Annotated in this window: 28 protein-coding genes; 24 read left to right on the forward strand and 4 right to left on the reverse strand. The window is 57.3% G+C overall.

The features are described 5' to 3' along the window. The first annotated feature begins 238 nt into the window (after window positions 1-238). From NFR87_RS06065 to NFR87_RS06100, 8 genes are all read left to right on the forward strand, one after another. Window positions 239-1,126, forward strand: coding sequence for an ABC transporter ATP-binding protein (locus NFR87_RS06065; protein ID WP_251447776.1), 888 nt, complete (start codon window positions 239-241; stop codon window positions 1,124-1,126). Further along, complete coding sequence (locus NFR87_RS06070) at window positions 1,104-2,324, forward strand: ABC-2 family transporter permease (RefSeq protein ID WP_251447779.1); 1,221 nt, start codon at window positions 1,104-1,106, stop codon at window positions 2,322-2,324. The genes NFR87_RS06065 and NFR87_RS06070 overlap by 23 nt, the downstream gene beginning before the upstream one ends. Further along, window positions 2,321-4,321, forward strand: a complete 2,001-nt coding sequence (locus tag NFR87_RS06075) for an ABC transporter permease (RefSeq protein ID WP_251447782.1) — start codon at window positions 2,321-2,323, stop codon at window positions 4,319-4,321. The genes NFR87_RS06070 and NFR87_RS06075 overlap by 4 nt, the downstream gene beginning before the upstream one ends. Beyond that, the gene (locus NFR87_RS06080) at window positions 4,311-4,520 is read left to right on the forward strand and encodes a hypothetical protein (protein ID WP_251447785.1); all 210 of its coding nucleotides are present in this window, start codon (window positions 4,311-4,313) and stop codon (window positions 4,518-4,520) included. The genes NFR87_RS06075 and NFR87_RS06080 overlap by 11 nt, the downstream gene beginning before the upstream one ends. 421 nt (window positions 4,521-4,941) lie before the next feature. Then, the gene (locus NFR87_RS06085) at window positions 4,942-5,232 is read left to right on the forward strand and encodes a plasmid mobilization protein (protein WP_251447788.1); all 291 of its coding nucleotides are present in this window, start codon (window positions 4,942-4,944) and stop codon (window positions 5,230-5,232) included. A gap of 1 nt (window position 5,233) precedes the next feature. Continuing rightward, window positions 5,234-6,574: a relaxase/mobilization nuclease domain-containing protein gene (locus NFR87_RS06090; RefSeq protein WP_251447791.1), complete on the forward strand. Its 1,341-nt coding sequence runs from the start codon at window positions 5,234-5,236 to the stop codon at window positions 6,572-6,574. Continuing rightward, the gene (locus tag NFR87_RS06095) at window positions 6,571-6,840 is read left to right on the forward strand and encodes a transposon-encoded TnpW family protein (RefSeq protein ID WP_251447793.1); all 270 of its coding nucleotides are present in this window, start codon (window positions 6,571-6,573) and stop codon (window positions 6,838-6,840) included. Before NFR87_RS06090 ends, NFR87_RS06095 begins: the two co-directional genes overlap by 4 nt. Before the next feature lie 83 nt (window positions 6,841-6,923). After that, window positions 6,924-8,600, forward strand: coding sequence for a recombinase family protein (locus NFR87_RS06100; RefSeq protein ID WP_251447795.1), 1,677 nt, complete (start codon window positions 6,924-6,926; stop codon window positions 8,598-8,600). A 112-nt stretch (window positions 8,601-8,712) separates the two neighbouring features. On the opposite strand, the gene NFR87_RS06105 is transcribed toward NFR87_RS06100, so the two are convergent. After that, the gene (locus NFR87_RS06105) at window positions 8,713-9,933 is read right to left on the reverse strand and encodes a 5-bromo-4-chloroindolyl phosphate hydrolysis family protein (protein ID WP_251447797.1); all 1,221 of its coding nucleotides are present in this window, start codon (window positions 9,931-9,933) and stop codon (window positions 8,713-8,715) included. A 193-nt stretch (window positions 9,934-10,126) separates the two neighbouring features. Between NFR87_RS06105 and NFR87_RS06110 the strand changes: the two genes are divergently transcribed. Continuing rightward, window positions 10,127-11,980: a VanW family protein gene (locus tag NFR87_RS06110; protein WP_251447799.1), complete on the forward strand. Its 1,854-nt coding sequence runs from the start codon at window positions 10,127-10,129 to the stop codon at window positions 11,978-11,980. A 25-nt stretch (window positions 11,981-12,005) separates the two neighbouring features. Beyond that, the gene (locus NFR87_RS06115; protein ID WP_251447801.1) at window positions 12,006-12,680 is read left to right on the forward strand and encodes a DUF2461 domain-containing protein; all 675 of its coding nucleotides are present in this window, start codon (window positions 12,006-12,008) and stop codon (window positions 12,678-12,680) included. A gap of 134 nt (window positions 12,681-12,814) precedes the next feature. On the opposite strand, the gene NFR87_RS06120 is transcribed toward NFR87_RS06115, so the two are convergent. Next, window positions 12,815-13,153 carry a winged helix-turn-helix transcriptional regulator gene (locus NFR87_RS06120; protein WP_251447802.1) on the reverse strand — a complete coding sequence of 113 codons (339 nt, stop codon included), beginning with the start codon at window positions 13,151-13,153 and terminating at the stop codon, window positions 12,815-12,817. 127 nt (window positions 13,154-13,280) lie between these two features. On the opposite strand from NFR87_RS06120, the gene NFR87_RS06125 reads away from it, so the two are divergent. The 3 genes from NFR87_RS06125 to NFR87_RS10450 all read left to right on the forward strand — a co-directional run bounded on the left by NFR87_RS06125 (window position 13,281) and on the right by NFR87_RS10450 (window position 15,331). Next, window positions 13,281-14,216, forward strand: coding sequence for a radical SAM protein (locus NFR87_RS06125; RefSeq protein ID WP_251447804.1), 936 nt, complete (start codon window positions 13,281-13,283; stop codon window positions 14,214-14,216). Window positions 14,217-14,342: 126 nt separating this feature from the next. After that, window positions 14,343-15,065: a polysaccharide deacetylase family protein gene (locus NFR87_RS06130; protein WP_251447807.1), complete on the forward strand. Its 723-nt coding sequence runs from the start codon at window positions 14,343-14,345 to the stop codon at window positions 15,063-15,065. 140 nt (window positions 15,066-15,205) lie between these two features. After that, window positions 15,206-15,331, forward strand: coding sequence for a hypothetical protein (locus NFR87_RS10450; RefSeq protein WP_277613132.1), 126 nt, complete (start codon window positions 15,206-15,208; stop codon window positions 15,329-15,331). Window positions 15,332-15,414: 83 nt separating this feature from the next. Here NFR87_RS10450 and NFR87_RS06135 read toward each other — a convergent pair whose 3' ends face one another. Both NFR87_RS06135 and NFR87_RS06140 read right to left on the reverse strand, forming a co-directional pair. Beyond that, window positions 15,415-16,584, reverse strand: a complete 1,170-nt coding sequence (locus NFR87_RS06135; RefSeq protein ID WP_251447809.1) for a tyrosine-type recombinase/integrase — start codon at window positions 16,582-16,584, stop codon at window positions 15,415-15,417. 614 nt (window positions 16,585-17,198) lie between these two features. Beyond that, window positions 17,199-17,693 carry a helix-turn-helix domain-containing protein gene (locus NFR87_RS06140; protein ID WP_251447812.1) on the reverse strand — a complete coding sequence of 165 codons (495 nt, stop codon included), beginning with the start codon at window positions 17,691-17,693 and terminating at the stop codon, window positions 17,199-17,201. Between the two features lie 170 nt (window positions 17,694-17,863). Here NFR87_RS06140 and NFR87_RS06145 point away from each other — a divergent pair, with 170 nt between their 5' ends. From NFR87_RS06145 to NFR87_RS06195, 11 genes are all read left to right on the forward strand, one after another. Then, the gene (locus tag NFR87_RS06145; RefSeq protein ID WP_251447815.1) at window positions 17,864-18,010 is read left to right on the forward strand and encodes a hypothetical protein; all 147 of its coding nucleotides are present in this window, start codon (window positions 17,864-17,866) and stop codon (window positions 18,008-18,010) included. A 157-nt stretch (window positions 18,011-18,167) separates the two neighbouring features. Beyond that, a complete protein-coding gene (locus NFR87_RS06150; RefSeq protein ID WP_251447817.1) occupies window positions 18,168-18,467 on the forward strand; it encodes a hypothetical protein in 300 nt (99 codons plus the stop codon). Continuing rightward, on the forward strand, window positions 18,455-18,685 hold the full coding sequence (locus NFR87_RS06155; RefSeq protein WP_251447820.1) for a hypothetical protein: 231 nt from the start codon (window positions 18,455-18,457) through the stop codon (window positions 18,683-18,685). The genes NFR87_RS06150 and NFR87_RS06155 overlap by 13 nt, the downstream gene beginning before the upstream one ends. Next, window positions 18,682-18,900 carry a helix-turn-helix domain-containing protein gene (locus NFR87_RS06160; RefSeq protein WP_251447823.1) on the forward strand — a complete coding sequence of 73 codons (219 nt, stop codon included), beginning with the start codon at window positions 18,682-18,684 and terminating at the stop codon, window positions 18,898-18,900. Before NFR87_RS06155 ends, NFR87_RS06160 begins: the two co-directional genes overlap by 4 nt. Beyond that, window positions 18,897-19,325: a hypothetical protein gene (locus NFR87_RS06165; protein WP_251447826.1), complete on the forward strand. Its 429-nt coding sequence runs from the start codon at window positions 18,897-18,899 to the stop codon at window positions 19,323-19,325. The genes NFR87_RS06160 and NFR87_RS06165 overlap by 4 nt, the downstream gene beginning before the upstream one ends. Next, on the forward strand, window positions 19,322-19,807 hold the full coding sequence (locus NFR87_RS06170; protein WP_251447829.1) for a hypothetical protein: 486 nt from the start codon (window positions 19,322-19,324) through the stop codon (window positions 19,805-19,807). Before NFR87_RS06165 ends, NFR87_RS06170 begins: the two co-directional genes overlap by 4 nt. Window positions 19,808-19,819: 12 nt before the next feature. After that, window positions 19,820-20,449, forward strand: a complete 630-nt coding sequence (locus NFR87_RS06175; RefSeq protein ID WP_251447832.1) for a hypothetical protein — start codon at window positions 19,820-19,822, stop codon at window positions 20,447-20,449. 64 nt (window positions 20,450-20,513) lie between these two features. Next, on the forward strand, window positions 20,514-21,248 hold the full coding sequence (locus NFR87_RS06180) for a rolling circle replication-associated protein (protein WP_251447835.1): 735 nt from the start codon (window positions 20,514-20,516) through the stop codon (window positions 21,246-21,248). Window positions 21,249-21,399: 151 nt separating this feature from the next. Continuing rightward, the gene (locus tag NFR87_RS06185) at window positions 21,400-21,648 is read left to right on the forward strand and encodes a hypothetical protein (protein ID WP_251447838.1); all 249 of its coding nucleotides are present in this window, start codon (window positions 21,400-21,402) and stop codon (window positions 21,646-21,648) included. Between the two features lie 653 nt (window positions 21,649-22,301). Beyond that, complete coding sequence (locus NFR87_RS06190; RefSeq protein WP_251447841.1) at window positions 22,302-23,342, forward strand: Ig-like domain-containing protein; 1,041 nt, start codon at window positions 22,302-22,304, stop codon at window positions 23,340-23,342. A gap of 271 nt (window positions 23,343-23,613) precedes the next feature. After that, window positions 23,614-25,032 carry a hypothetical protein gene (locus NFR87_RS06195; RefSeq protein WP_251447843.1) on the forward strand — a complete coding sequence of 473 codons (1,419 nt, stop codon included), beginning with the start codon at window positions 23,614-23,616 and terminating at the stop codon, window positions 25,030-25,032. Window positions 25,033-25,086 lie beyond the last annotated feature (54 nt).

Genomic DNA, 25,086 nt, shown 5'->3' on the forward strand with positions numbered 1-25,086 from the left:
ACAGGTGGAAATGTGCGTGGAATGGAAACAAAATGCCAGCCTATTTCCCGCATCTGGCTTGATACAGAACGAAAGATCGCATCCTTTCATCCTCTTGCTGATACTGAGCAAAACCATTTTTGCTGTTACAGCCGTGAGCAATTTATGATATATACCTTTGCCCTGGTAGAGAACGGATTTCGGTTTATGTAGGGCATTGTAAGCAACCTATATTCATTACTCGAATTTGGAGAATAACATGGAAATCACATTTGAAAGCGTATCCAAGCAATACAAAAGCAAGTATGCGCTGAAAAACTTTACCGCCACCTTAAGCGAGGGCGTGTACGGCCTGCTGGGTGAAAACGGGGCCGGGAAAACAACGCTTATCAATACCTTTGTGGGTATCCTGCGCGGGGACAGCGGCACGATTCGGGTGGACGGACAGGATGTGAGGACGCTGGGCAAAGCGTTCCTATCCCAAATCGGCTATATGCCGCAGTACCCCATTTTTTACCGGGATTTTACCGTCAAGGATTTTCTGCTCTATATGTGTGCGCTGAAAGACATTCCCACCCATGAAGCGCAAGACCGGGTTGCGGAGCTGCTTGCCACGGTGAACCTGACGGACGCTCAGGACAAGAAGATCGGGGCGCTCTCCGGCGGTATGCGTCAGCGTGTCGGCATTGTGCAGGCCATGCTGTCCGACCCCAAAATTCTGATCCTGGACGAGCCTACCGCCGGTCTTGACCCCAGCGAACGGATACGGTTTCGGAACCTGATCTCCCGGTTTGCCCAGGGCCGGACGATCCTGCTGGCAACTCACATCGTTTCCGATGTTGAGTGCATCGCGCGGGAAATTCTGCTGCTGAAACAGGGGACGCTTCTCATGCAGGGAACGCCCGCCGCGCTGGAACAGGGGATTGAAGGTAAGGTGTGGAGTGTAACTGCCGGGGCCGAGAGCGCCGCGCTGCTGACCGATATGTACTGTGTCAGCAACATGAAGCAGGAGGACGGACGTTTTACCCTCCGCATTGTTGAGGATGGATGCCCGATCAAGACCGCACAGCCTGTCCAGCCCAACCTGGAGGATGTGTTCTTGTACTATTGCAGGGGGGAGCGCCATGATACGTCTGATACGGTATGAGTTTATCAAGCAGTTCTGTAAACGCTCCATCCTGGCGCTCTTTGTGGTGTTCAGCCTCGCCAACCTGTTCAAAATCTATGGCGAATACAAATCCTACTCCTATCTGACAGACGGGAATGGAGAACGGAGCTGGCACACGCTTCATTGGCAGCTCTATGAGGAATACCAGGGGGAAATCACCCCGGAGAAAATCGAACGCCTGCTTGCGGTTTATCAGCCTCTTGTGGAGGCCACGTCAGATATGACCGCAAGCACAGCCACCGATGATCCCAACACCATGACCGGGAACCTATACAGCGACAGGAATCTACTGGACAAGTATTTTGTGCAGCCTATGCAGTATTCCTATGAGTACAGCGGCCGGTCGGAGCAAGTGGCAAATAGAGCGCGGCAAAGTGCCGCGCTCTATGGGGAACGGGGAGCGGTCTACCAGCAGAGGGAGAGCGGCGCGATCTATAACCTTTATGCTGGCCGCACCATCCCCGCCTTTGCCTACCGAGAAATGTGCAATTACTATCTGAACTATGATTTTTCCATTGTCCTGACCCTCCTGCTCTGTCTCTATGGGATCATCGGAACCTTTGTGAGCGAGCGGGAAACGCAGATGGATATGCTGCTGCTGGTAAGTCCCAACGGCGGCAGAAAAACAGCCCTGGCGAAAATCATTGCGGCCACCCTGTTTCTACTCCTGACCTCGCTGTGGTTTTCTCTCCTTGACCTGATTGGCTTTGCGGCCTCTTTTCAGACTTTGGAAGGGCTGGCCCTGCCGGTATTCGCAATTCCAAACTTTGCGGAGGCATCCGTCAATCTCAGTATTTTTCAATATGTCCTCCTGTCTGCGGCGCTCAAATGCGCCGGCGCATGGATGATCGGGATGCTCTGGCTGTTGGTTTCGATGTTCTGGAAAAATGCCCTGCTCCCGTTCGTCATCAATTTTGCCCTCTGTATGGCGCTGACCGTCAGTGGAGCCGCCTGCGCCTACTCCAATTTCTTCTGGACAAAGGTGCTGAACCCGTATTCTCTGCTGACAAACCGTGTTCTCCTGGGCAAAACAGAGTTCGTAAACCTGGGCGGATTCCCCGTCCTGACATGGCAGGCCGCAATATGGTTTGCCCTGATCGCGGGCCTTGTGCTTGTAGCTGCAATCTATTTTCTGTCAGCGGAAAACTGTCACCGCTGTGTTCGGAGGGCAAAATGAGCGTTTTCTCTTATGAATGGAAAAAACTGATGGTCATGCAGCGGGGCCTGTTCTATATCCTGGCTGCGCTCCTGGTCAGTACGGTTTGGCTGGCCGCAGCCGACAGGCCGCAGAACAGCGCGATGGAAGAATACCGCGAGGAATACGAGTGGTATCTGGAACGGCTGGACGGGGCGTACACAGAGGAAAAGGCCGCTTGGCTGGAGCAGGAGGCCCAGGCCATCACGGAGGCCCGCAGTACCCGCTCTCAATCCCAGGAAAGCTATTACAGCGGTCAGATCACAGCGGAACAGTATGAGCGGCAGATCGCAGAGGTCAACACGGTTTTGGCCCATGAGCATGGCTTTGAAGCTGTATATCAGCAATATTTATATATCTGCGAGAACACCGGCAATCGTTACTTTCTGAAAACAAACGGCTGGGCGGGGCTGTTTTCCTCCCAAACGCTGGACTTCCCTCTGTTTCTTGTCATTTTGATTTTGGCCGCTACGGTTTTTTGCTCGGAGTATAGCTGCCAGATGGACGCGCTTTTGCGGACGGCACCGCAGAGCCGCAAGAGTGCCAGGAGCAAAGCCGTAATGACCCTCTACGCCGTGTTTGTCCTCTGTGTAGGACTATCCCTGATCCGTTTTCTGTTCTTTGCGGTAAAATATGGCCTGCCCCACGGGGAGTACCCTGTTCAGAGTATCGCCAGTTTCGGAGGCAGTACAAAAAACATCTCCCTGCTGGCTGCGTATCTGATTCTGACCGTCCTGCGCTGTTTTGGCTCGGTGTATCTCGCCGCCCTGCTGCTCTTTACCTCCGTTTTGGTGAAGAAATATGCTTTAACGGTGGTGATCGGAGTGGCATCCACCTTGATACCGTACATCGGACTGTCCAGGCAGATCTGCTACCGCTTGCCGCTGCCCCTGCCGTTCCTGCTGGCAACCGGCTTTCTGGAGGGAGCCTCCTCCATGGAGGATTCGCTGACAGGCGAAGCCATTGAGATTTTTTCGGAGCGTTCCCCCCAGGAGCTGCTGGCCTTGCTGGGCTTGTCCGCTGTGTGCTGCTCCCTCATGGTATGGTGGGTTCTGCGGCAAAACACAAACTGCTGGCAGTCTGGAAGAAAACCTGTCAGACGGTGTGAGGCCGCAGTCCTGAGCCTACTGCTTCTGATTTCGCTGTCCGGCTGTTCTTTCGGAACGTCCACAAACGGGATATTCAATTCATCTTCGCAAAGTGTGTCGGAAACTTACAGCGTGATCTTCGACGATCAGACGCGGACATACTCTCTGGAAAACCGGGAAACCGGCGCTTTGACGGATTTGCCCCTCTCTCCGCTGTTCGGAGCTTTTTCGGATGGGGAATCCGTCAAAGCCGTCTATATGGATGCCCCGTACATTTATTATATGGCTTCCCGCACAGAACAGTATGTGGATCGGGTCGGCAGCTACAACAGCACAGCCACCCAGGTGTCCATCGTCCAGCTTGATACAGAAACCTTTGAGGAACAGGTTATTTTTGAGAAAATAACGGACAGCGGGCGATCTCTGTTGGGAATTGACTATACCGTGGGGGATACCTGGATGTTTCTGCAATACTGCTATGGCTTTTTCTTGAACAACGACAGCCTTTTTTTCATTACGAATGATGGGATTACGGAAGTAAGCAGGACGACTCAGCGAACTCAAATGCTGGACATCCCCACCAGGGGGAATATAGCGTTTGATGGGCGGACGATCTATTTCATCAACGAAAATTCTTTGCTGACAGCGTATGACACCAAAACCCACAAAACAAGACCGTTTCGGAATGCTGTCGCTTACGATTTCTGCCTGACCGAGCAGGGGCTGTATTTTATCAACCGCATGGATTCCGACTGCGTTTATCTGTGCGGCAGGGATGGCGCCCACAGTCTGAAGATTTCAAATGACCCGGCCCTGTCTGTTGGCTATAACGGTGAGAAAGTTACCATGATTCTAAAATCGGACGGGAAGGAGGTGATTTTTGAACCGTGACGGTACGGGAGTGCCAAGCATCCGTCAGAGCAAAGCGAAAAAAACGCATCAGGAGGTTGGTGATCGCCTACGCTCTGCGGAGTGCGATCATCCTTCTGCTGGTTCTAATGGAGGACTGTGTAATCCCCAACTGTTTTTTACAGAACACCATACAAAGGGGCATTTTCCAGAGCAAACTGTAAAATTTGCTGATTTGTAATTGACAAACTACTTCCCCATGTGGTATCCTACAACACTTCCATAAGGGAGCGCCAACTGAATAGGCTGATCTGATTGATACAGATAAAGCCGGTTACATACACAAACCAAAACAGACACCAGCGGGGCGAGGATCGTCCTGCTGGCACGGTTGTGTATGTAGCCGGTTTCTTTATTTGCCCGAGGGAAACAAAATTTTTGGAAAACCTCAAGAAAAAAGTTCCGTTTTGGGCACTGAAAGTTGTAGTGGAGGATGGGAGGAAAATTCTGAGTGGCGGCAAAACACTGTTACCCGCTGTTGCCCTGTCCACAGGGATAGCGAGCATCGGATTTCGCCCCCCCACGGGGCAAAATCCATTCCCAGGGGAGACCCCTGAATACCCCCTCCTACGGCGGAAATTCGACAGAATGGAGGAATTAATTTGAGTACGCACGATGAAAAAGTCCGTCTGAAAATTAGGCTGACTGAAGAAGAAAAAGCCAAGCTGGAATATGACGCTGCCCTGTGCGGCATGACCCAATCCGAATACTTCCGACAGATTTGCCTGGGCAAGCAGCCCCGCCCCAAGCAGCCGCCGGAGTTTTGGGAACTGCTGGACGCTCTGTATGAAGTCCATGATAAGCTGGAACGGCTGATAGTCTACTGCCCGGAGGTGGCAGAAGAATGTTTGCGGTTTGAACGGCTCGTTCTGCTATTGCAGGGGGTGGCCTGACGTGGCAACCACCAGCCTGTGGCACATCAAGGGCGATCTCGGAGACCTGATCGCCTATGTGGAAAACCCTGAGAAAACCATCCCCAAGGGCACCGAGGACTTTTTCAATGTATTTTCGTACATCCAGAACCCACAAAAAACCGCAGATGGCTCCTTTGTCACCACTATCAACTGCTTGAAGCAAACAGCCCTACGTCAGATGATCCTGACCAAGCAGCGGTACGGCAAAGAGGACAAGTACATCGCGTGGCACGGCTATCAGAGCTTCAAACCGGGGGAGGTCACCCCGGAGCGGTGCCATGAGATCGGCGTGAAGCTGGCACAGGATATGTGGGGTGACAGGTTCCAGGTCATTGTCACCACCCACCTGGACAAAGGCCACCTGCACAATCATTTCTGTTTCAATTCAGTATCTTTCAGGGATGGCAAAAAGTATAACTACTCCAAAGCCGAGCAGCAGCGCCTCCGAGACACCTCAGACCGGCTTTGCCGGGAATATGGCCTGTCCGTCATTGAGCATGGGCGCAAGGCCCCCAGCCGCCCGGTCTGGCTGGACGAGCAGAGCGGCAAACCCACCCGCTACAATGTTTATCGGGCGGACGTGCGGGAAGCGGTCAACGGAAGCCGTACTGTGGAGATGATGGAGAAGTATCTCCGGCGCAAGGGCTATCTCACCGATTTCACGGGCAAACATTGGAAGATACGCCTGCCACAATACCAGCACTTCACCCGTCTGGACACCCTGGACGAGCGGTGGACGCCGGAAAATATCAGGCGCAGCCTGGGCGCACGAGCCAGCTTTGGGAATAAACGCCCCACCGTGAATTTCGCCCCGGAGCTGCCGGAGGAACTGCGGGTCTATGTTCCGTTCCAGCCCACAGGCCACGTTTACCGGCTGTTCCTCTATTGGGAATACCAGCTTGGCATTTTACCCAAGGGAACGGATTACAAGCCCACCAGCCCGTTTATGAAAGAGGAACTGCGAAAGCTGGATACGATCACCGCCCAGGTGGATTATTTGGCGAAAAACCGCATTGAAACGCTGGACGATCTTCTTTCAGCCCGTGAAACCATTCAAAGTGAATTGGACACGCTGATCGACCAGCGGACAAAGCTACAAAATAAGATACGCAGAGCGTCACCCGCTGAAAAGGAGCGGTTACGGGGCGAAAAACAAGCTATAACCGCTCAGATTTCTGCTTGTAGAAAGAAATTGAAGCTGAATACAGGCGTTGAGGAACGCTCCGCCAAAATTCAAGACACGATGGACATGGTTTACACCAACGAGGAACAGCACCGCCAGATAGGGCAGGAGAGAACGAGAGGAGCGAGAAGCAGATGAATATTATCAAGTTGGAATTGACCGAGCAGGAAGCGAAAATCTATGATGAAGTGATGGAGCAAATAGAGAAAACAGCAGCTTTTCTTGTCGGTCTGTCCCACGAGGAACGCCTGGACTGGCTGAAAAAGCACCAATACAGCCGTCCCATCAGCTTTGAGCGGGAGATTGACGGGACGATCTACACCGTCAACGCCCATTTCAGCGAGAACACTGAAACTGTGGAGGGGAAGATAAATCGCATTCTCAACCAAAATATCACACTGTAAAGTGTTGAAGTTTTGCGCCGGATGTGGTATGATAATCGTACCCTGCAATTCATATCACATCCGGCTGCGGAAAGGAGCATACTTTGAAGAAAAAGCAGCCAAATAATCAGAGGATTACAGCATTATACGCCAGATTGTCCCGTGACGACGAGAAAGAGGGTATCTCAGGGTCAATCCAAAATCAAAAGGCCATCTTGGAGAAATTTGCCAGCGACAATCATCTGCCTAATCCAAGATTTTTCTTTGATGACGGTTACTCAGGTGTTTCGTTCACCCGTCCGGCCTTTATGGAAATCATGGAGTTGGCCGAGCAGGGGCTTGTGGCAAACCTTGTTGTAAAAGACCACTCAAGGCTGGGGCGTAACCGTCTTGTGGTAGGCCAACTGTTGGAAGAAGATTTTGTCCGGCTGAATGTGCGGTATATCGCCATCATGGACAACATCGACACCGCAAACGGAGTGAGCGATATCGTTCCTATGCAGGATTTGTTCAATGAATGGCACGCAAAAAATACGAGTGACAAGGTACGGAGGGTCATGCAGAGTCGCGGCAATGCCGGAATACCTCTGACCACGAACACTCCCTTTGGCTATAAGAAAGATCCAGAGGACAAGAACAGGTGGATCGTGGATGAACCGGCAGCGGAGGTAGTACAACGGATTTTCCGAATGAGCGTGTCCGGCCTGGGGCCTACGCAAATCGCCAAGCGGCTAAAGTCTGACGGCGTGATGACCCCCAGCGAGTATCTGCACAGCGTTGGCGTAAAATGCCCCGTTAAGCCCCCTGTGTACCCGCATAACTGGTGTTCCTCCACCGTGGCCGCTATTCTGGACAGGCAGGAGTACACCGGCGATACGGTAAATTTCCGCTCGTTCAGACAATCCTTTAAGTTGAAGAAGCGGATGGACAAGCCCCAGGAGGAATGGAAAATCTTCCCGGACACCCATCCCGCCATCATCGACCGTGAAACTTTTGCCCTCGTGCAAGACCTCCGGCAGCACCGCCGCAGGCCCACGAGAACGGGCATCGTCAGTATGTTCTCCGGGCTTCTTTACTGTGCCGACTGCGGCAGTAAGCTGGGGTACAGCGCCACCAACAACTACAAGCGGGAGCAGGCGTTTTTCTTCTGTTCTGCTTATCGAGGAAATTCCAACGTTTGCTCGGCCCATTTCATCCGGGAAAAAGTAGTTGAGGAATTGGTGCTGGAAGGTCTGCAAAGACTGTTGTGGTACATCCAGGTCTATGAAAAGCGGTTTGCCCAGGAACAGATGGAACGGTTTGGCATTCAAGAAAAAAGAGAGTTGACCGCCAGGGGCCGGGAGTTGGACAAGGCCAAACAGCGGGTGGTGGAGATCGACCAGCTTATCCAGAAAAGCTACGAGGACATGAGTAAGGGTTTACTTTCGGAGGAACGGTTTGCCACCCTGTCTGTATCACTGGAAACCGAGCAGAAGCAGTTGAAAACAACTATCCCGGAGATGGAGGCCAGCTTGGAGGCCACCACGGACAAGGCCGCTGACTTACAGCGGTTCATTGAGCGGGCCAGACAGGTGACCCGGCTGACGAAATTGACGCCTGAGATTGTCCATGAGTTCATTGACAAAATCGTGGTGTCCAAGCCCGACAAGGCAGGCGGCAAGCGGCACCAGCGGGTGGACATTCACTACAACACCATTGGCCTATGGTGCGCTCCCTCCCCTGAAGAAATGGAGAGACTGTACCAGGAACATCTTGCAAACCAGCGGAAAAGGACGGCATAGCCACAACTACGCCGTCCAAATAGATAGAATTTCTTTACAGGTTAGCCCAAGGCCGACACTTCCTTACGGAGTGTCGGCCTTGGGGCAGACCCGGTTTTTTGATTCGTTTCTGTCAGCCGCCCATGGTCATTCCCGACCCCAGGCCGTCCTTTTCCAGCATCCGCTCCAGCACCTCCACGTCAGTGGCGATGTCCATGGCGTCGGTCTGGAAGAGCTGATCCAACTGTTTCTCAAAGCCCTCCACCACCTTGTCCATCATGTCCTCGATGCGCTTTTTGGAGGCGGTGATATTGTCCCCCTCCACCCCCTGGGCGTCCAGCTGGGCGTAAGTCTTGAGCAGCTTGAGGGTGGTGGGCAGGTAGTAGTTCAAAAACTGCCGCAGTTCAGTGGCCTTGGCGGGATTTTGCCGCTGGTAATCCAGGATCTTTTTGGTGATCTCCCCAATGCGGTCGATCTTCCGGGTCATCTCCTCGCCGGGGATGGCGTCGTTGACCGCGCGGATCTCCCGGAGGATGGCGTCGTCGTCCTCCTGGGGCTCCTTTTTGGCCTTTGCCTGGGAGGACTCGGGCGTGACCTGAGGTTCCGGGGCGGGCTCGTAGCCCTGGTCGGTGAGCACCAGCCGTCCGCTGGCCCGGTCGATGTAGCCCATGGGCAAAATGCCGTCGGAGAGCATTTTCTGAATGTCGGCGATCACCCGCTTTTCACTGACCCCGGCGGCCCCCGCCAGGTCAGAGAGGAAGACGGAGCTTCTCTGCCCAATGACCCCCATATAGAGCCGCTGACGACGGGACAGCCTGGTTTTGCCGATGCCGTGTCCCAGGAGAAATAGCCAAGCGCAGAGAAAACCAAAGATGGGAAACCACTCGTCGGCATAGAGAAGCAGGCCGTAGTGCAGGGCTTCGATAAACTCCACGGCAAAACCGATGCCGAAGATAAAGCTCATAACACCGCCCAGAATGGTCATGGCCTTGCCGTCCCGGATCTTTTTCTCCCAGCTTTTCTTCTTCGGGCTGGGGGCCTGCTTCTGAGCCTGCCCGGCCTGGCCATAGTGGTAGGGACTGCCGCCGGCCTTCTGGGCTCCGGGGACGGCGGAGCCTGTTCCAGTCCCCGTCTTTGCCTGGCTCTGGCCCTGCCCGGTGTATGTATAATGATAGGTGTAGCCCGTTCCGGTGGTTCGGCCCTGCTGAGGGCGCGCGCCGGTATTGAGCTTGTCCGTGGGGATGCGCACACCGCCCAGATTGAGGAACAGCAGCACCATGCCCACGGGCCAGAAAAAGATAAAACCTAAAATAATGGCCCACCAAGGGATCTCAGAACCCTGTTTATTGTTCATGGGGAATATCCCCTCCCTGAAATTACATACTTTTTTGATTCTCACATATCATACAACGATTTCAAGCGGTTGTAAAGGAAAAATAGAGGGGCGCTGTAACCGTTCTGTTATTGATTTTTAGTGCGAAATGTCCTATAATAACTCTATATATTGTGTATGACCGCCCCCTGGGGCGGTATTGGAGTGATCGAGCATGGAAGAGAAGGATACGAGAGCCGGCGGGAAGCGGGTGGCGGCCGGCAGCGGCGGTGGGGGCAAGAAGGCCGCCGTTGCCCTGGGCGCTGTCGCGGCGCTGCTGCTGGCGGGCTATCTGGGCCTTTGCGCCTATGCCGGAAGCGGCGGCGGACGGATGGCGCCCAACACCCATATCGGCGGTGTGGCGGTGGGCGGACAGTCCACCGAGGCCGCCGCGGAGACCCTGGAGCGTGCCATGGAGGCGCGGCTGGCCGAGCTCGAGGTGCAGTTCTCCTGTGAGGGGCGCATCTACACCGTTCCCGGCGGAGAGTTTTCCTATGACGCGGCGGGGGCGGTGCGGGCGGCCTCGCCTGCCTCCAGCGGCTTTTTTACCCGGGGAGCCAAATTTCTGCAGGGCCTTCTGAGCAAGAACGGCCATGCTGTGTCCCTGACCCTGGATCATATGCCGGAGGCTGTGACCAGAGCCGCCCGGGAGTGCGGGGATGCGGACGCCCAGACCACCTGGGAGGTCACCGACACCGCTGTGCTCTTTACCAAGGGCCGTACCGGGCGCAGCCTGGACGCCGCCCAGCTCATGGCCGCGCTCACCGAGCGGGCGGGCCACCTTTTCAATAATGACGAGCCTGCCGGCTATGTGCCTGTAGAGGCTGCCATCGCCGTGGCTCCGCCTGCCGAGCCGGATTTTGAGATGATCCGCCGGGGCCTCTTTACGCAGGCCGCCGATGCCTATCTGGATCGGGAGAGCGGGGAGATCGTCCCCTCGGTCACCGGAAAGGATCTGGATATCGACGCCGCCCGCACCGCTTTGGCCGGGACGGAGGAGGGCAAGCTGTGCCGGGTGGAGCTCAAGCTGGACGTGCCCGCGGTCACCACCGAGGGCCTGACCGAAAGCCTCTTCCGCGACACCCTGGGTTCCGCGGCCACCCGGGTCACCGGCACCGCCGACCGCAGAATGAACGTGCGGGTGGCGGCGGCCTTCCTGGACGGAAAGATCGTCTTCCCCGGGGAGGAATTTTCCTTCAACCAGGCCTGCAGCCCCTACTCCGTGGCCAATGGCTACGGAAAGGCCACCGCCTACGTCAACGGCCTTTCCAAGGACACGGTGGCCGGCGGCATCTGCCAGGCCAGCTCCACCCTCTACTGGGCCAGCCTGCGGGCCAACCTGGAGACCCTGGAACGTTCCGCCCACCGCTATGAGCCCTCCTACGTCAACGGCGGCCTGGACGCCACGGTCTATGGGGACTATCAGGAGGAGGGGAGCCTGGACTTCCGCTTTCAGAACAGCACGGAGCACCCCATCAAGCTGGAAGCCTATATGGATGAGAGAAATTACCTCTATGTGAACATCTACGGCACAGATACCACCGGCATCCACGGTGAGCCCTACTCTACCAACCGGGTAGTGATCCAGGCCTACCAGACCGTCTATGAGCCCAGCGACGCCATCCCCCAGGGCACCACCCAGAAGGATCCTGAGCGTACCGGCTACCATGCCGTGAGCTGGGACACCTACCAAAAGCTGGTGGACGCCGAGGGCAACACCATCTCTGAGACCAAACTCTATACCACAAAATACAAGCTGCGCAACGCGGTGGTGCTCTATAACCCCGCCGATATGGCCCTCTGGGGCATCGACCCCTATACGGGCCTTCAGACCCTGGAGCCTGTGGTTCCCTCTGCGGAGCCGGAGGGCGGACAGCCCGGCGGGATGCTGCCGCCGGCGGAGACGGGGACGGTTCCCTCTGCCGGAGAGACGGAAACGCCGCAGCCCCCGGCGGAGACTGCTCCCGTCCTTCCCGTGCCGACCCCCATTCCCGATCCCGGCGAGGCCATTCTGCCTCCGGGCGTCTGAGAGATAGAAAAGGAGCGTTCCTGCCATGTTTCAGGGCTTTTCACCAGAGACCGTCGATTTTATGTGGGGCGTCCGCTTCAACAATGAGCGCGGCTGGTTCGAGGCACATAAAAGCGAGTATAAGACTTATTTAGAGTATCCCATGAAGGAGCTTTGCCGGGAACTCTACAAGGGCATGGATGAAAAATACGGGGCGCTGGGCCTGGTGAGCCGGGTGTGCCGTATCTACCGGGACGCCCGCCGCCTCCATGGCCGGGGGCCCTATAAGGATCACCTGTGGCTGACTATCTCTCAGCCGGCGGAGCGGTGGAGCTGTCTGCCCACCTTCTGGTTTGAGATCGCTCCGGATAACTACAGCTTCGGCCTGGGCTACTGGATGGCGAAGGCCTCCACCATGGCCAAGCTGCGCGCCCGGATGGACAACGACCCCGAGACCATGGAGAAGCTGGTGCGGAAGCTGGAGAAGCAGGACACCTTCCAGCTCCAGGGTGAGCCGTTCAAAAAACAAAAAGAGGCCCCCAGCGAGCTGCTCTCACCCTGGTACAACATGAAGGGGGGCTTTTCCATGAGCAGTGAGCGCCCCCACGACGAGCTGCTCTTCTCCCCGGAATTGAAGCCTCACATTCTGGAGCGGTGGGCGCTGCTGGTACCTCTGTTTCGCTACCTGTCCACCCTGGACGGCGATCCTGACCCGAGATAAGAACGCCAAGACCCGCGCCGAAGGATAAGCTTCATAAAGAAATAAAGGGCAAGACAGACCGTAATGGTTTGTCTTGCCCTTTTTATTAAGAGGTTTTAACAGAGTATCTCATTCGGACGGTCATTCACGTGCTTTCAATCTGTGCAATCCGGTAGATTGCGTTCTCCCCATTGTTTCATATAGCGGATCACATCAATAAAGCTCATTCCCAGTTCAGACAGCGTGTATTCCACCCTTGGCGGAATCTCCTTATAGTCATGCCGGATCAAAAATCCATCGGCTTCTAATTCCCGAAGCTGTTTTGTCAGGGAGGACTCCGTGATCTCGCCGAGCTGGCGGCGCAAAGCGCCAAACCTGTGAATGTCGTGAAAGGCAATATAGTAGAGGATTTCGAGTTTCCACTTTCCGCCCAACATTTTTTGAAGCGTTGACATGGTTTTGCAGCGTTGGATCGCTGTTTCTGTTTTTCTCATTTCCACGACCTCCTGTCAATACATTGTATCGCTGTAACATCAAAATAGCAAGGTACTACAAAAAAGTACCGTACTTTTATTTTCTTTGTACTATGATATAATGACGGAAAAACAAGGAGGTTCTGCTATGCACTACACGGGAACAATATGGCGGCCGCCTTACGAGGCTTCCTCGCTGCTGCTTGAAGTCACGGCTGGCTGCACCCACCACAAATGTAAATTCTGTACGCTCTATCATGACCTGCCGTTCAAATTCAGAATGTCCCCCCTTGCGGATATCGAGAGCGACCTGCAGGAGGCCCAGCTCTGGAGTAACGACCCTATCTCCATGCTGACGGCCCGCTTGCAGGGGATACCCAGGCCGGAACGTATCCAGCGGGCTTTTTTGACCGGGGCAAACCCCTTTGTATTGAAGTGTGAACGGCTTATGGCTATTGCTGACCTGATCCGGCAGTACATTCCCTCCATTAAAACGATTGGATGCTTTTCACGAATTACAGATGTTGCGTTAAAGTCGGACGAGGAATTGGCATCACTCCATCAAGCTGGATATGACGGCCTGACCATCGGAATAGAAACTGGCGATGATGAAGCCCTGCGATTTATGAATAAAGGCTATGTCGCCGCTGATATTGTAAAGCAATGCCGGCGGTTAGACAAGGTCGGTATTCATTACAGCTTCTTCTACCTGGTGAGTATTTCCGGCGCCGGCCGGGGCGAAATTGGCGCAAAAGCGACTGCTGCCGTCTGCAATCAACTCCACCCAACGCTCATTGGCGTCAATATGTTGACCATCTGCCCGGATTCGGAGCTTTATCAGGAAATCCAACGTGGCAACTGGCAAGAGGAAAGTGAGATTGAAAAGTATAAGGAAATTCGCACTCTCCTTGAAAACTTGGAGATACCTACCCAATTTGCCGCTTTAGGCGCATCCAATGCGTTTCAGTTTCAAGGAACTCTGCCGGAGGATAAAGACGTTCTTGCCGCGGCGCTTGACAAAATCATTAAAAATGTACGGGAGGATGACTTGCGTGAATATCGCAAGAAGCTCCCCCACTTATAAAAATAGCGGGCCCCGCACAGGTGGATCCTTATAATGATGCGGGCTTTTTATTGCGAAACCTTCCAGTAAAAAATCCTCCCCAATGGACATACTGACCGCAGGAATGAACAGAAAGGCGGCGTTGGTGTGAAAGGGAAGGAAAAAGTTGTTGCCCTGGCTTTGGCGTTGGCACTGACGCTGGCGGGGGCGCGGTGGAGAGCGCCGGCGGCGGTGACGGCGGAAGGCCCGGCGGAGATCGGGACGCAGGGCCCTCTCATTGCGCTCACCTTTGACGACGGCCCCCGCCGCTCCACCACCACCCAGCTTTTGGAGGGCCTGGCCCAGCGGGGGGTCGCCGCCACCTTTTTTCTCATTGGCGAGCAGGTGGAGGGCAACGAGGATCTGGTGGCCAGAATGGAGGCGGAGGGACACCAGGTGGGGATCCACACCTGGGATCACGTCTCCCTTGCCGGGCTCAATGCCAGAGATTTTTACAGTCAGGTGGAGCGGACGGGCTCTCTGCTGTCCCAGACGCTGGGGCATGGGGGCTTTTTCCTTCGCCCGCCCTATGGACTGGTGGACAACGGGGTGAAAAAGCGCTCCGGCACGCCGATCATATTATGGTCGGTAGACCCCACCGACTGGGACGACAAAAATACCCAGCGGGTGGTGAGCGAGGTGGTCTCCCAGGCCCGGGACGGGGACATCATTCTCCTGCATGACATCTATCCCACTTCGGTGGAGGCGGCGCTTCAGATCGTGGACGCCCTCCACGCCAAGGGGTTTCTCTTTGTCACGGTGGAGGAGCTGGCCCTCCAGCATCACGTGGCGCTGGAGCCGGGAGAGGTCTACTGCAACTTCTGGCCGTAATTACAAAATAGTCACAGTGAAAAGTGAAAAATGTAGTATTTCCAAGGGACGAGGGGCCACAGTAGGCGAGGAAAAGGGCCTGTTTTCCCTTTAGTTTTCCCTTTACAGCTTTTGGGGAGGGTGTTTGCGGGCCTCTTTTGATGTCCGAATCGGAAACCGGCGACGGCCACCAGGCGGAGCTTGCCCGGGCCGCGGCGGCCCGCCCGCTCGGTGGGGATCTTCTTGGCGCCGGTCACCGGGCCCAGCTGGGGAGCTGGCCGGGGTGATCTCCGGGCCCACAACATAGAAAAACCGAGCGGGAGGGTGTCCCGCTCGGTGGTGTGGCCTTTATGGGGGGCGGCTGGGTCGCTCAGAGGCCCAGGACGCCGGTTATATACTGTTCCATATGCTGGGCGCTGTCCCGCTTCATCTGCTCCGTGACGTGGCCGTAAACGTCCAGGGTGAAGGCGGCGGTGGCGTGGCCCAGGTTGCCCTGTATGGTCTTGATGTCGTCCCCGGCCCGGAGGGCGGCCACGGCGTAAGAGTGGCGGAGATCGTGGAAGCGGGCGTCGGGGCGGCCTATGGAGGCGGCCATCCGCTTGAACTGGCTGTAGGCGGTGTAGGGTGGGATATAGTGGCCTATGGCGTCGGTAAAGACAAAGCCGCCGTCCTCCCACAGCTCCCCGGCCTTCAAGCGCTGCTTGGCCTGCTCTGTCCGGTGGCGCTTGAGCATGGACATGATCCAGGGGGCGGGGGCTACGGTGCGCCCCTTTCCGCTCTTGGGAGACTGGAGAGTGTATTCCTCTGCACCAGGGAGGCGCTGGAGCTGCTTATTGACGGTGATGACGCCGCTTTTGAAGTCCACGGCGTCCCAGGTGAGGCCCACGATCTCACTTTTCCGCATACCGGTAAAGAGGGCGAGGGTGAACAAGGCCTCCAGGCGGTGGCCCTTGATGGCCTGTAAAAAAGCCTTTGTCTCCGCTTCGTCGAGGGGGCGCAGCTCGGTCTTCTCGATGCGGGGGAGGGTACAGGCGTCGGCGGGGTTAAAGCGGAGATAGCCCAGCTTCACGGCCTGCTGAAGGGCGTGGTGAAGCACGGCGTGAACCACGTGGACGCTGCGGGGACTGAGGCCCAGAGAAAGGCCGTTATAGAGGCGCTGGATGGTGTGGGCACTGAGAGCGTCCAGCTTCACCGCCCCAAGGGCGGGACGGAGGTACAGGTCTATACGCTGCTGATAGGAGGCCGCCGTCTTCTTCTTGACGCCGCCCAGGTAGTCACGGGCCCAGATGTCCAGCCACTCGCCCACGGTGAGCTTGCAGGGGGCTTTATAGGTGCCCTCGTCCAGGGCGGCCACGGCGGCGGTGAGCTTCCGGGCGACTTCGGCTTGGGTTTGGCCGGTGAAGCTGCGCTGGATCTGTCTGCCGGTGCCGGGATCCCGGCCCACGGTGACACGGGCCTCCCAATAGGTGTATGGCTTTCCCTTCCGGGTGACGGTCTTCTTGCGGATGGTGCCGGTGCCGGAGGCCGCTCTTCTGGGCATGGAAATCCTTCCTTTCCTCTTGCCCTCCCGGCGCTCCTGTGGTACAATAAGAGCGCAAAGGGGCCTTGGTTTTAGCTGACTGTGGTCTTTTGCATCTACGCCGCTCCCGGAGGTCGCAACTCCGGGGGCGGTTTTTTGTTGCCATTTGTCGGGCGCTGTGGTATGATGGCCGTGGCGCTGCCCGTATACGGTAGGCGGTTGGCCCTCTTCATCTTGGAGGGGGCAGCTTCTTGGCCTCCTCCACTGAGAGGAGGCGGTGCCCATGCTTACATACTCAGAGCTGTTCCAGTTCTGCCTTGTGGTCATCGGCATTATCGGCTTGTTTTTTCAGGCAAAAAAGAAGTAACCGCCCATGCTTTCCCGGCTGGCGGTTACTTCGTAACTAACAGAGGGGGCTGACCGTCTACCGGCAGCGCCCTTTCTATGGTCATTATAACCGTCCGGGGCTATGTTGTCAATGTGAAGTTTCCTGATTCCTTCTCATTCCTTCTGATTTCTTACCTGTTTCTTCTCATTTCTTCCCTTCCCGCTTTCGAGCGGGAGGGGCTTTTTTATGCCCCGGCAAATGCCCAAACGCTTGGGGATTTGGCGGCGTCACCACCACCGGGGGCGGTTCAGCCTGCGCCGGTACCAGAGGAAGGGGATGAGCTTCCCGCCGCTTTTTTCCCGGCCAGGAGCTGGGCCCGGTAAGCCTCCACCTCCCGCTCGATGGCGGCCAGATCATCGGGAGGGGCGGGGGTGGCCGCCGCCTGCTGGGCGGCGAGCTCAGACGCCATTTTCTCCAGCAGCTCCCAGCCGTCTTCATTGAGACGGGAGAGCATGGAGACAAAGCGGCGCTTGAAGCTGTCCGGCTGGCCCGCAAGGGCACGGTCAACAAAGGCGGTGATCTCCTGATCTCTGGAGGTAGGGGAGAACATTTCCCCCTCCCCGGTGCGTAGCCACGATTCACTGACGCCAAATTCCCGGCAGATGGCGAAGATGGTCTGGTTAGACGTATTCCTCCCGCCCTCGATGAGGGCTATTGTATTTTGTTTCATACTGATACGGGAACCAAATTCCGCTTGCGTAAGGCCCAGGGCTTTCCGCAGTTTTTTTATACGCTCATTCAATGGGTTAACCTCCTTTCTGCGATAATAATATCACAGAAATATCCTCACGTCAATAATAAAATCGCAAAATAAGTAAAAAGGGGTTGACAATATAGATTTTACAATGTATGATTATCCTGTAATCTATGCGCTACATTGTAAAATCATCCCGAGCGGGAGGAGGTGAGCACATGACCGAGAAGGAAAAGACGATGGCCAAGCGGCTGGAGGAGTCCATGCCCAAGCTGACCGGGGAGGCTATGGCAGCTATGGCCGCCTATGGCGAGGGTATGGCGGCGGGGCTGGAGCTGGCCCAAAAGGCCCAGGCGGGACAGTGAGGGGCCCGGAGAAGGGCGGCGGGGCATTTATCCCGCCCCGTCTGCTGGAGGGGCTGACGTTCCATGAAGGGCCGGTGAAATTTACCGGGCCGGTGTCCGAATTGGACACCAGGACCGGGCGGGAAGGCCCGCTCGACGGGGAAGGAGGTGAAAGGGGATGGACTTTGACTTGATCTCCGCTCTGTTCAGCGCCGGGATGGGCTTCGTGGCCCCGGAGCTGCTGGAGTTGGGCAAGGAGACCGGCGCAAAGCAGAAGGCGGATCAGGCAGCGCTTGACGCGCTGAATGCGCTGAAGATATCTGATACCGACCAAGAGCGGCTTGTGGATATCTTCGTACATGCGGGCTTTGAGGCCCAGCGGTGCGGGTTTATCAATGGCTTCCGGCTGGGCGTCCGCCTGATGGCGGAGGTATACGGAAACGACAAAAAGAAGGAGGAAACGGCATGTTCTATGTAAAGTACAAGGGCGAGGAGCTTCAGATCAGGAAGGACACGGTATATAACAAGTGCCCCCGGTGCGGGAAGGAGGTCAAGGTGGACTTAGACGACCTGGCCGCCGGGATGGAGCGGGGAGCAAGCCTGCTGAAGAGCGGCGTCTACTGCGACGTTTGCGGGGAGCTGGCAAAGGCAGAGCTGGCGGAGGGACGGCCAATGACGGAGGAGGAAATGCCGTGAGCGGAAAGAAAGCCGTTGAGGTGCCACCGTGGGAAAAGCTGGCCTTGAACGTCCCGGAGGCGGCGGCCCTGCTGGGGCTGTCAGAGGCGGCGGTCTATAACCTGGTACATACCGAGGGCTTCCCGGCTATTCAGCCGGGGGGCGGGAAGTGGATCATCAACCGGGCACGGCTTCAGGACTGGCTGGACAAGCAGCTTCTGGGGGCGGAGATATGAGGGACGGGGTGATCTTCGCCCTGTGTCTGGGGGCGGCGATATGCGCGGACAGCTTGCCGGTGTCCCTGCTGCTGGCTGTGGCGGCGCTGCTGCTATCCTTCCGGGCGGACAGGCCCAGGAAGGCCAAAAAGAGACCCGCCGAGCGGGCGGGGAAAGGAGCAAGGGCAATGAGCTATTATCGTACATGTCCCCATTGCGGGGCGCATCTGGATCCCGGCGAGCTGTGCGACTGCCGAGCCGTCAGCGACAAAGGAGCGCTACGGATCGGGCGTGCCCCTGGCGGGTACTGCCGGGATGTCAGAGGGCAAAAAGAGAGCCGCCCCGGTGCTACGAACACCAGAGGCGGCGAGGTCGGAAAAGCAACTGCCAAGCGGCTTATTCCTGCCTCTATTTTAGGCTATGCCTGGGGAGGTTGTCAAGGGTGAATTATCAAGGGATCGTTGACCGCCTTCGTCAGAATGAAGATCATTTCATCCGTGTGGGGGACAGCTGGCCCGGCCACGATGGGCCCGCCGTGTCACTCTATCCGAATTTGGCCGCCGAGCTGGTGGCGCGGGAATGGCAGATCACCACGCCGTCAAATGCCGCCGGAGTCTCACGGGAGAAAATGACAAGGGTGATCGAGGACGGGGCAGAGCTGGAGGAAGAACGGTTGGAAGCGATTGCCCGGCGCATGGAGATCACTATGGGGTATCTCAAGGCGCCTATGCTGGCCTATGTTGACCCAACCACCAAGAAGGGACGGCGCAAGCGGGCGGTTTTGAAACGGCTGCTTCAGCGGTCAGACACCTTTCAGGGGATCCACACATTCAATGCGCAGGACACCCTTGCGGAACTAAAGCGGGGGCAGTGCGTTACCTATGCGGCGTGGAGCTGGGCCTGCTGTTCCACTCAATGGGAAGCGTAGGGGGTGGGAAAGATGAGCAGCAACACGCCGGAATATAGCCGGGCCTATTATCAGGCCCACAGGGAAAAGACCGTCGAGCGGGTGAGGGCCTGGAGGCAGGCAAACCCGGAGAAGGTGCGGGAGGCGGCCCGGAAGAGCGTCAGGAAGTGGAGGGACGCCCACCCGGAGGAGGCAGCAAAAAAAGACGCGGCGAACTACCGGCGGCGGGCCATGGACAAGGTGAAGCGGATCCTGGAGGCGAACTTCACCGGGGGCGGCTACCTCCTCACCCTGGACTTTACCGGGCTGAGTTTCCGGCCCGCCCGCTCGGTGATGCGGTCAGAGGCAGAGCGGATGATCCGGAGGCTGAGAGCTGACGACAGGGGAGCGGGGGAGGAACTGCGGTACATATACGCCGCCGATCTGGCGGAGGGGCCGGTGGTGCGCCTGCTGGTCAATGAGGGCGGGCTGGACTTCGCCCAGGGCCCGGAGGGGGCCCTTGACCGGGTGGCGCGGCTGTGGCAGGTCGGCGGGGTGCATATCGTCCATGCGGACAGGGCCAACGGCTGGGGCGGGCTGCTGGAGCTTCTGACGCCGGGCACGGCGGCGGGTGGCCGGAGCTGGACACGCTCCCGCAATATGCGGGAACCGATGGAAGACTGAAGAGCTGGGGCGGGGACAACACCCGCCCCGGCTTTGCCGTATCTATACGAGAGGACGGGGAAGCGTGGCAAAACGGAAGAAGACTATCATATCGGGGCCTATTGTGGAAGCGGTGATCTACACGCCACCGGAGCCCAGGGACGGCCCCAGGGCGCGGGCGGAGAAGTCCAGAATGACCACGGCGGCCCAGAAGGCGATCAATGACAACTGCGCCAGGCGGAGGCTGTCACGGCTGATCTCCACAAACTTCACATGGCGGGATCTCGTTGCCACGCTGACATACCGGGACGGAAGCTTACCGGCCAACCGCAAGGAGGCGCGGAAGCTGATGCGGGCCTTCCTGCGGAAGCTGAGAGAGGTCAGGCGGCGGCGGGGCGTCGATCTCAGATATATCTACGTCACAGAGGACAAGCACGGGGAAGGGCGCCTCCACCATCATCTGATCCTCAACGCCACGGGGGAGGACGTGGAAGAGCTGCGGAGCCTGTGGAGCTATGGGGACATTGTAGACGTCCAGTATGTAGGCAAGCACGACTTTGACGGCTGGGCGGTCTATCTGAGCAAGGAGGCGGGAGACCGGCCCAACGGGGCCCAGATGTGGACGCCTTCCCGGAACCTGAAGAAGCCCATTGTGAAATATGAGTATGTGCCCAGCGACACCACCTTGACGCCTCCACCCGGAGCCCTTCCCCTTGACCGGAAGGAGGGAGGAGGCTTATACGGGAGCTTCTGCTATATCCGTTACCGTCTGCGGGATAACGGGGGCGGCGGAGGCTTCCCGATGTACCTTGACAACTGAACACCGAGCGGGAGAAGGAGAGAAGGCCCCCTCCTATCAGGCTTGTACGTGACTATATCTTTGGAACACGCCCGGAGAAAATGAGGAAAACGGCGGACAGCCAGGAAGAAAACATGGTAAAATCAGAGCAACAGGAAAGGCGGTGGTCAACATGCCGTTGATGATCCAGACAAAGGCCGACGAGACCGGGAAGGAGTGGCTGAGATGCCCGTTTTGCAGGCGGAAACTGCTACGGCTGGAAGAGGACAGCGAGGCCCGAGGCGTCGGGCTGTGGTGCGTGCGCTGTAAATGCGAGCTGGAAATGGACGTTACGCCCGGTGAGAATGGGCATGAAGTCACAGTCAAACGGGCCTTGCGGAGGGTGGAAAGGGAGGCTTTTTGTTCGGATTTTGGGGGGTGAAACTGCCAGGAGGCTACGTGTCGCCCGTGTGCCCGTGTGCTTGCGCTATGCGGGCGAGGAATGGGGCCAAGCCCAACGGCGGCAAGGGCTACACCCCTCTTCAAAAAGTTTGAAGGCGAGGGTTGAAAAGACCCCGTTGCCCCTCGCGTGTGAGAAAAATTCCCACATCACGCCCCGGAAAGGCGGGAAAATCCGGGGAATTTTTACCGGGCTTTCGGGCTGTGGGCCGGGAACGCTTGGGCGTGCGAACAAGACACCACGCGCCCACGCGGGCGCGGCCCCTACGGGGCAGACCCCTCCCCCCCGGTCGAAAAGTTTAGACTTTGGGCCGGGAGACCGCATAGCCCCCTTCGTGAGAGATTTTTTCCCCATATGGATGAAAAAATGGGAGTGTCCCCAAGCTGGGACGCTCCTATTTTTTGAGACCAAAAGTTTTCCCTTTAGTTTTCCCTTTAGCGCTTCAAAAAAAGCCCGCAGAAAAGTGGAAGGAATTAGAAGGAAATGCGGGAAAACGTTGGGAAATAAGGAAAAAGGTTAAAGACCGGGAAGAACTGGGCGAATTACAAAATAATAACAGTTGTGTCAAGAACATTGACGATGCCGCCCGAAACGTGTAAAATAGGAAAAGAAAAATCCGAAACGGAGGGAACGGCATGGCACGGCGCGGCACGAAGAACGACCTTGTCAAATGTGAATATTGCGGAGAGATGTACTCCGTCACCTATAAGCACTGCCCCTTCTGCAATGAGGACGGCACAGGCCGTTGGAACGAGCCGGAGGAGCAGGAGGATTATTACAGCGAGAGAGACGCCCGCTCCGGCGGGGGCAAGCGACTGGCCGGCGGAAGCCGGCGGCGGGGCAACGGCCCCAGCGCAGGTTCCATTATCGGCGGCATCCTCTCTCTGATCCTGATCATCGCCGCCGTTTGTATCGTGGTCTCCCTGGTGAGATCCTTCCTGGGAGGAAAGGATCCCAAGCCCAAGGAGAGCGCCGTGCCGGATCCTTCGGCGGCGGTGAGTACGATCCCCTCCACCGCACCCACGCAGCCGGCCCTTCCCAGCGCGGATCCGGCGGTGCCCAGTCCCGGCCAGGCCGTGGAGCCCTCCGCGCCTCCGGTTCCCACGGTGACCACCCCCGCGGTGGATCTGGTGACGCCTACCGGCTTTACATTGAGCAAGTCCGACTTTACCTTCGACCATGTGGGCGAGGTCTATAAGATCAAGGTGACTTACACGCCTGCCGACGCCCATGGGGACATTTCCTGGAGATCCAGCAACCCCAACGTGGCCTCCGTGTCCTGGGATGGCACGGTGACGGCGGTGTCTCCCGGCACGGTCACCGTCACCGCCACCGTGGCCGGGGTGGGGGAGAAGAGCTGTATCGTGCGCTGCAGCTTCTCCAGCTCGTCCGCGCCGGTCTCCTCCGGGCAGTCCGGATCGGAGGGCACCCAGACGCCGGATACATCCTCCGCCGCCAAGCTCAGCCGGAGCGACTTTACATTGAGCTCTGTGGGCGACAGCTGGCGGCTGGTGGTCTCCGGCACCAGCTCCGCCGTGACCTGGGCCTCCAGCAACAGCGAGGTGGCCACAGTTGGGGCGGACGGCACCGTCACCGCCGTGAGCAAGGGTACCTGCAACGTCACCGCCACAGTGGACGGGGTCACCCTCAAGTGCATCGTGCGCTGCAACTGGTGATCGAAAGAGAGAGAAAGGGACGGCCCTCGGGCCGTCCCTTTTTTGCGCCTTTTCGGCAGAAGGACTTCGGACAAAGTGACGAGGAGGGCGACATAAAAGCGGAAGTTATCTGTATATGTTGCTCAAAAAATGGATTTTTCACAAATAACCGCAGTTTTGTCCAGTGGATATTAAAACCGGCGTTTTGTAAAATATAATCATACCGAGCGCCAGAACTGTCTCTTGTTTTGGCAGGATAAACAAACAATCAACCTAAGGAGGAGTACATCGTATGAAAAAGCGTATTCTCGCGCTGACCCTGTCCCTGGCCATGACGGCCGGTCTGCTCGCCGGCTGCGGCGGCGACAACAATCCCCCGGCGGAGAGTAAGGCGGCCGATCCCGCCCCGGCTCAGTCCCAGGCGGCCGATCCCGCTCCCGCTACCCCCGACACCTCCAACATGAGCGAGGTGCAGAAGATCATTGCCGAGGCCGAGACCATGAGTTGGGAAGACCTGGCCAAAAAGGCCATCGAGGAGTCCAACGGCAAGACCTTCTTCGGCGTGGGCAACTCCAGCCGCGGCAAGTCTGCCCTGCCCCTGTTCATCGAGGCTCTGCAGGCCATCGACTCGGGCTACAACATGGAGTTCGAGTGGCAGCAGCCCAAGAACAACAAGATCTTCGACCAGCTCACCGCCGACTCCCTGAAGCCTGAGGGCACCTTCGCCATGACCCTCATCCAGGACGGCAACCAGATCGAGAGCAAGATGGTGCAGACCGGCATCCTGGATACCTTTATCCCCAAGGAGTGGGCCGAGGCCAACGGCACCACCGCCGACGCCTATGACGGCTTCCTGCCCCTGCAGACCCTGAACAAGGTCTTTATGTACAACAACACCGGCTCCAAGACCTACGACAACTGCTGGGACTTCGTGGCCGAGGGCGAGCACGGCCTGTACATGGATATCGACTCCGAGATCGTGGGCAAGAACTTTCTGTACATGCTTACCGAGGATACTTACGCCGGCTGGCTCAAGGAGGCCTTTGACGCCCTGAGCGCTGAGGAGCAGGCCTACTTCCAGCCCGTCATCAATGAGATGAAGTCCGAGGCCGAGGATCTGGGCCTGGGCGCCAACGGCGCTTATGCTCTGGCCTGGATCAAGCTGTGGGTGGAGTCCTACAACGCCCAGACCGACGACGGCCCCATCTGCAACACCCTGGTGGACAAATCCGCCACCGATCAGTTCGGCCTGCTGGTGTACTCCAAGCTGCGCTCCGTGGAGGAGTCCAGCTCCGTATCCGTCAACAACATCAACGTGGCGGCCTATGACGACGGCTATACCGGCATCGGCGGCTACGGCTACTGCCACTACCTGTTCGTCACCGACAACAGCCCCCTGCCCTGGACTGCCTGCGCCTTCATCCGCTACATGACCTGCGATGTGGACGGCTTCTCCGCCTGGGGCAAGGACATGGGCGGCTACTCCTCCAACCCCACCGTGGCCGAGGGCACCGAGGCCAAGTACGGCCACTCCAAGGGCGGCATGGCTGAGGACGGCACCACCGTTCAGTTCGAGGCCAAGAACGACCGTGGCTACGACTGGTGGACCGGCGAGGGCAAGCTGGTTCTGGAGGATCCCGAGTACTGCGCCGACGTGGCCTTTACCGTGGGCTCCTGGATCGAGATGCTGACCAAGTATTCCGCGGGCTGATTTAAGCATAGCCTATCTGCCCCGGCACGATTTCGTGCCGGGGCAGTAGCTAAA

This window comes from Vermiculatibacterium agrestimuris (assembly GCF_943193085.1).
In the GTDB taxonomy this organism is placed as follows: Bacteria; Bacillota; Clostridia; order Oscillospirales; family Oscillospiraceae; genus Vermiculatibacterium; species Vermiculatibacterium agrestimuris.

Excerpts from the sequence above, each read along its gene's own strand:
- NFR87_RS06065 (WP_251447776.1), top strand. The coding sequence starts at position 239 with ATGGAAATCACATTTGAAAGCGTATCCAAGCAATACAAAAGCAAGTAT.
- NFR87_RS06070 (WP_251447779.1), top strand. The coding sequence starts at position 1,104 with ATGATACGTCTGATACGGTATGAGTTTATCAAGCAGTTCTGTAAACGC.
- NFR87_RS06075 (WP_251447782.1), top strand. The coding sequence starts at position 2,321 with ATGAGCGTTTTCTCTTATGAATGGAAAAAACTGATGGTCATGCAGCGG.
- NFR87_RS06095 (WP_251447793.1), top strand. The coding sequence starts at position 6,571 with ATGAATATTATCAAGTTGGAATTGACCGAGCAGGAAGCGAAAATCTAT.
- NFR87_RS06105 (WP_251447797.1), bottom strand. The coding sequence starts at position 9,933 with ATGAACAATAAACAGGGTTCTGAGATCCCTTGGTGGGCCATTATTTTA.
- NFR87_RS06110 (WP_251447799.1), top strand. The coding sequence starts at position 10,127 with ATGGAAGAGAAGGATACGAGAGCCGGCGGGAAGCGGGTGGCGGCCGGC.
- NFR87_RS06115 (WP_251447801.1), top strand. The coding sequence starts at position 12,006 with ATGTTTCAGGGCTTTTCACCAGAGACCGTCGATTTTATGTGGGGCGTC.
- NFR87_RS06120 (WP_251447802.1), bottom strand. The coding sequence starts at position 13,153 with ATGAGAAAAACAGAAACAGCGATCCAACGCTGCAAAACCATGTCAACG.
- NFR87_RS06125 (WP_251447804.1), top strand. The coding sequence starts at position 13,281 with ATGCACTACACGGGAACAATATGGCGGCCGCCTTACGAGGCTTCCTCG.
- NFR87_RS10450 (WP_277613132.1), top strand. The coding sequence starts at position 15,206 with ATGTCCGAATCGGAAACCGGCGACGGCCACCAGGCGGAGCTTGCCCGG.
- NFR87_RS06135 (WP_251447809.1), bottom strand. The coding sequence starts at position 16,584 with ATGCCCAGAAGAGCGGCCTCCGGCACCGGCACCATCCGCAAGAAGACC.
- NFR87_RS06145 (WP_251447815.1), top strand. The coding sequence starts at position 17,864 with ATGACCGAGAAGGAAAAGACGATGGCCAAGCGGCTGGAGGAGTCCATG.
- NFR87_RS06150 (WP_251447817.1), top strand. The coding sequence starts at position 18,168 with ATGGACTTTGACTTGATCTCCGCTCTGTTCAGCGCCGGGATGGGCTTC.
- NFR87_RS06155 (WP_251447820.1), top strand. The coding sequence starts at position 18,455 with ATGTTCTATGTAAAGTACAAGGGCGAGGAGCTTCAGATCAGGAAGGAC.
- NFR87_RS06165 (WP_251447826.1), top strand. The coding sequence starts at position 18,897 with ATGAGGGACGGGGTGATCTTCGCCCTGTGTCTGGGGGCGGCGATATGC.
- NFR87_RS06175 (WP_251447832.1), top strand. The coding sequence starts at position 19,820 with ATGAGCAGCAACACGCCGGAATATAGCCGGGCCTATTATCAGGCCCAC.
- NFR87_RS06185 (WP_251447838.1), top strand. The coding sequence starts at position 21,400 with ATGCCGTTGATGATCCAGACAAAGGCCGACGAGACCGGGAAGGAGTGG.
- NFR87_RS06190 (WP_251447841.1), top strand. The coding sequence starts at position 22,302 with ATGGCACGGCGCGGCACGAAGAACGACCTTGTCAAATGTGAATATTGC.
- NFR87_RS06195 (WP_251447843.1), top strand. The coding sequence starts at position 23,614 with ATGAAAAAGCGTATTCTCGCGCTGACCCTGTCCCTGGCCATGACGGCC.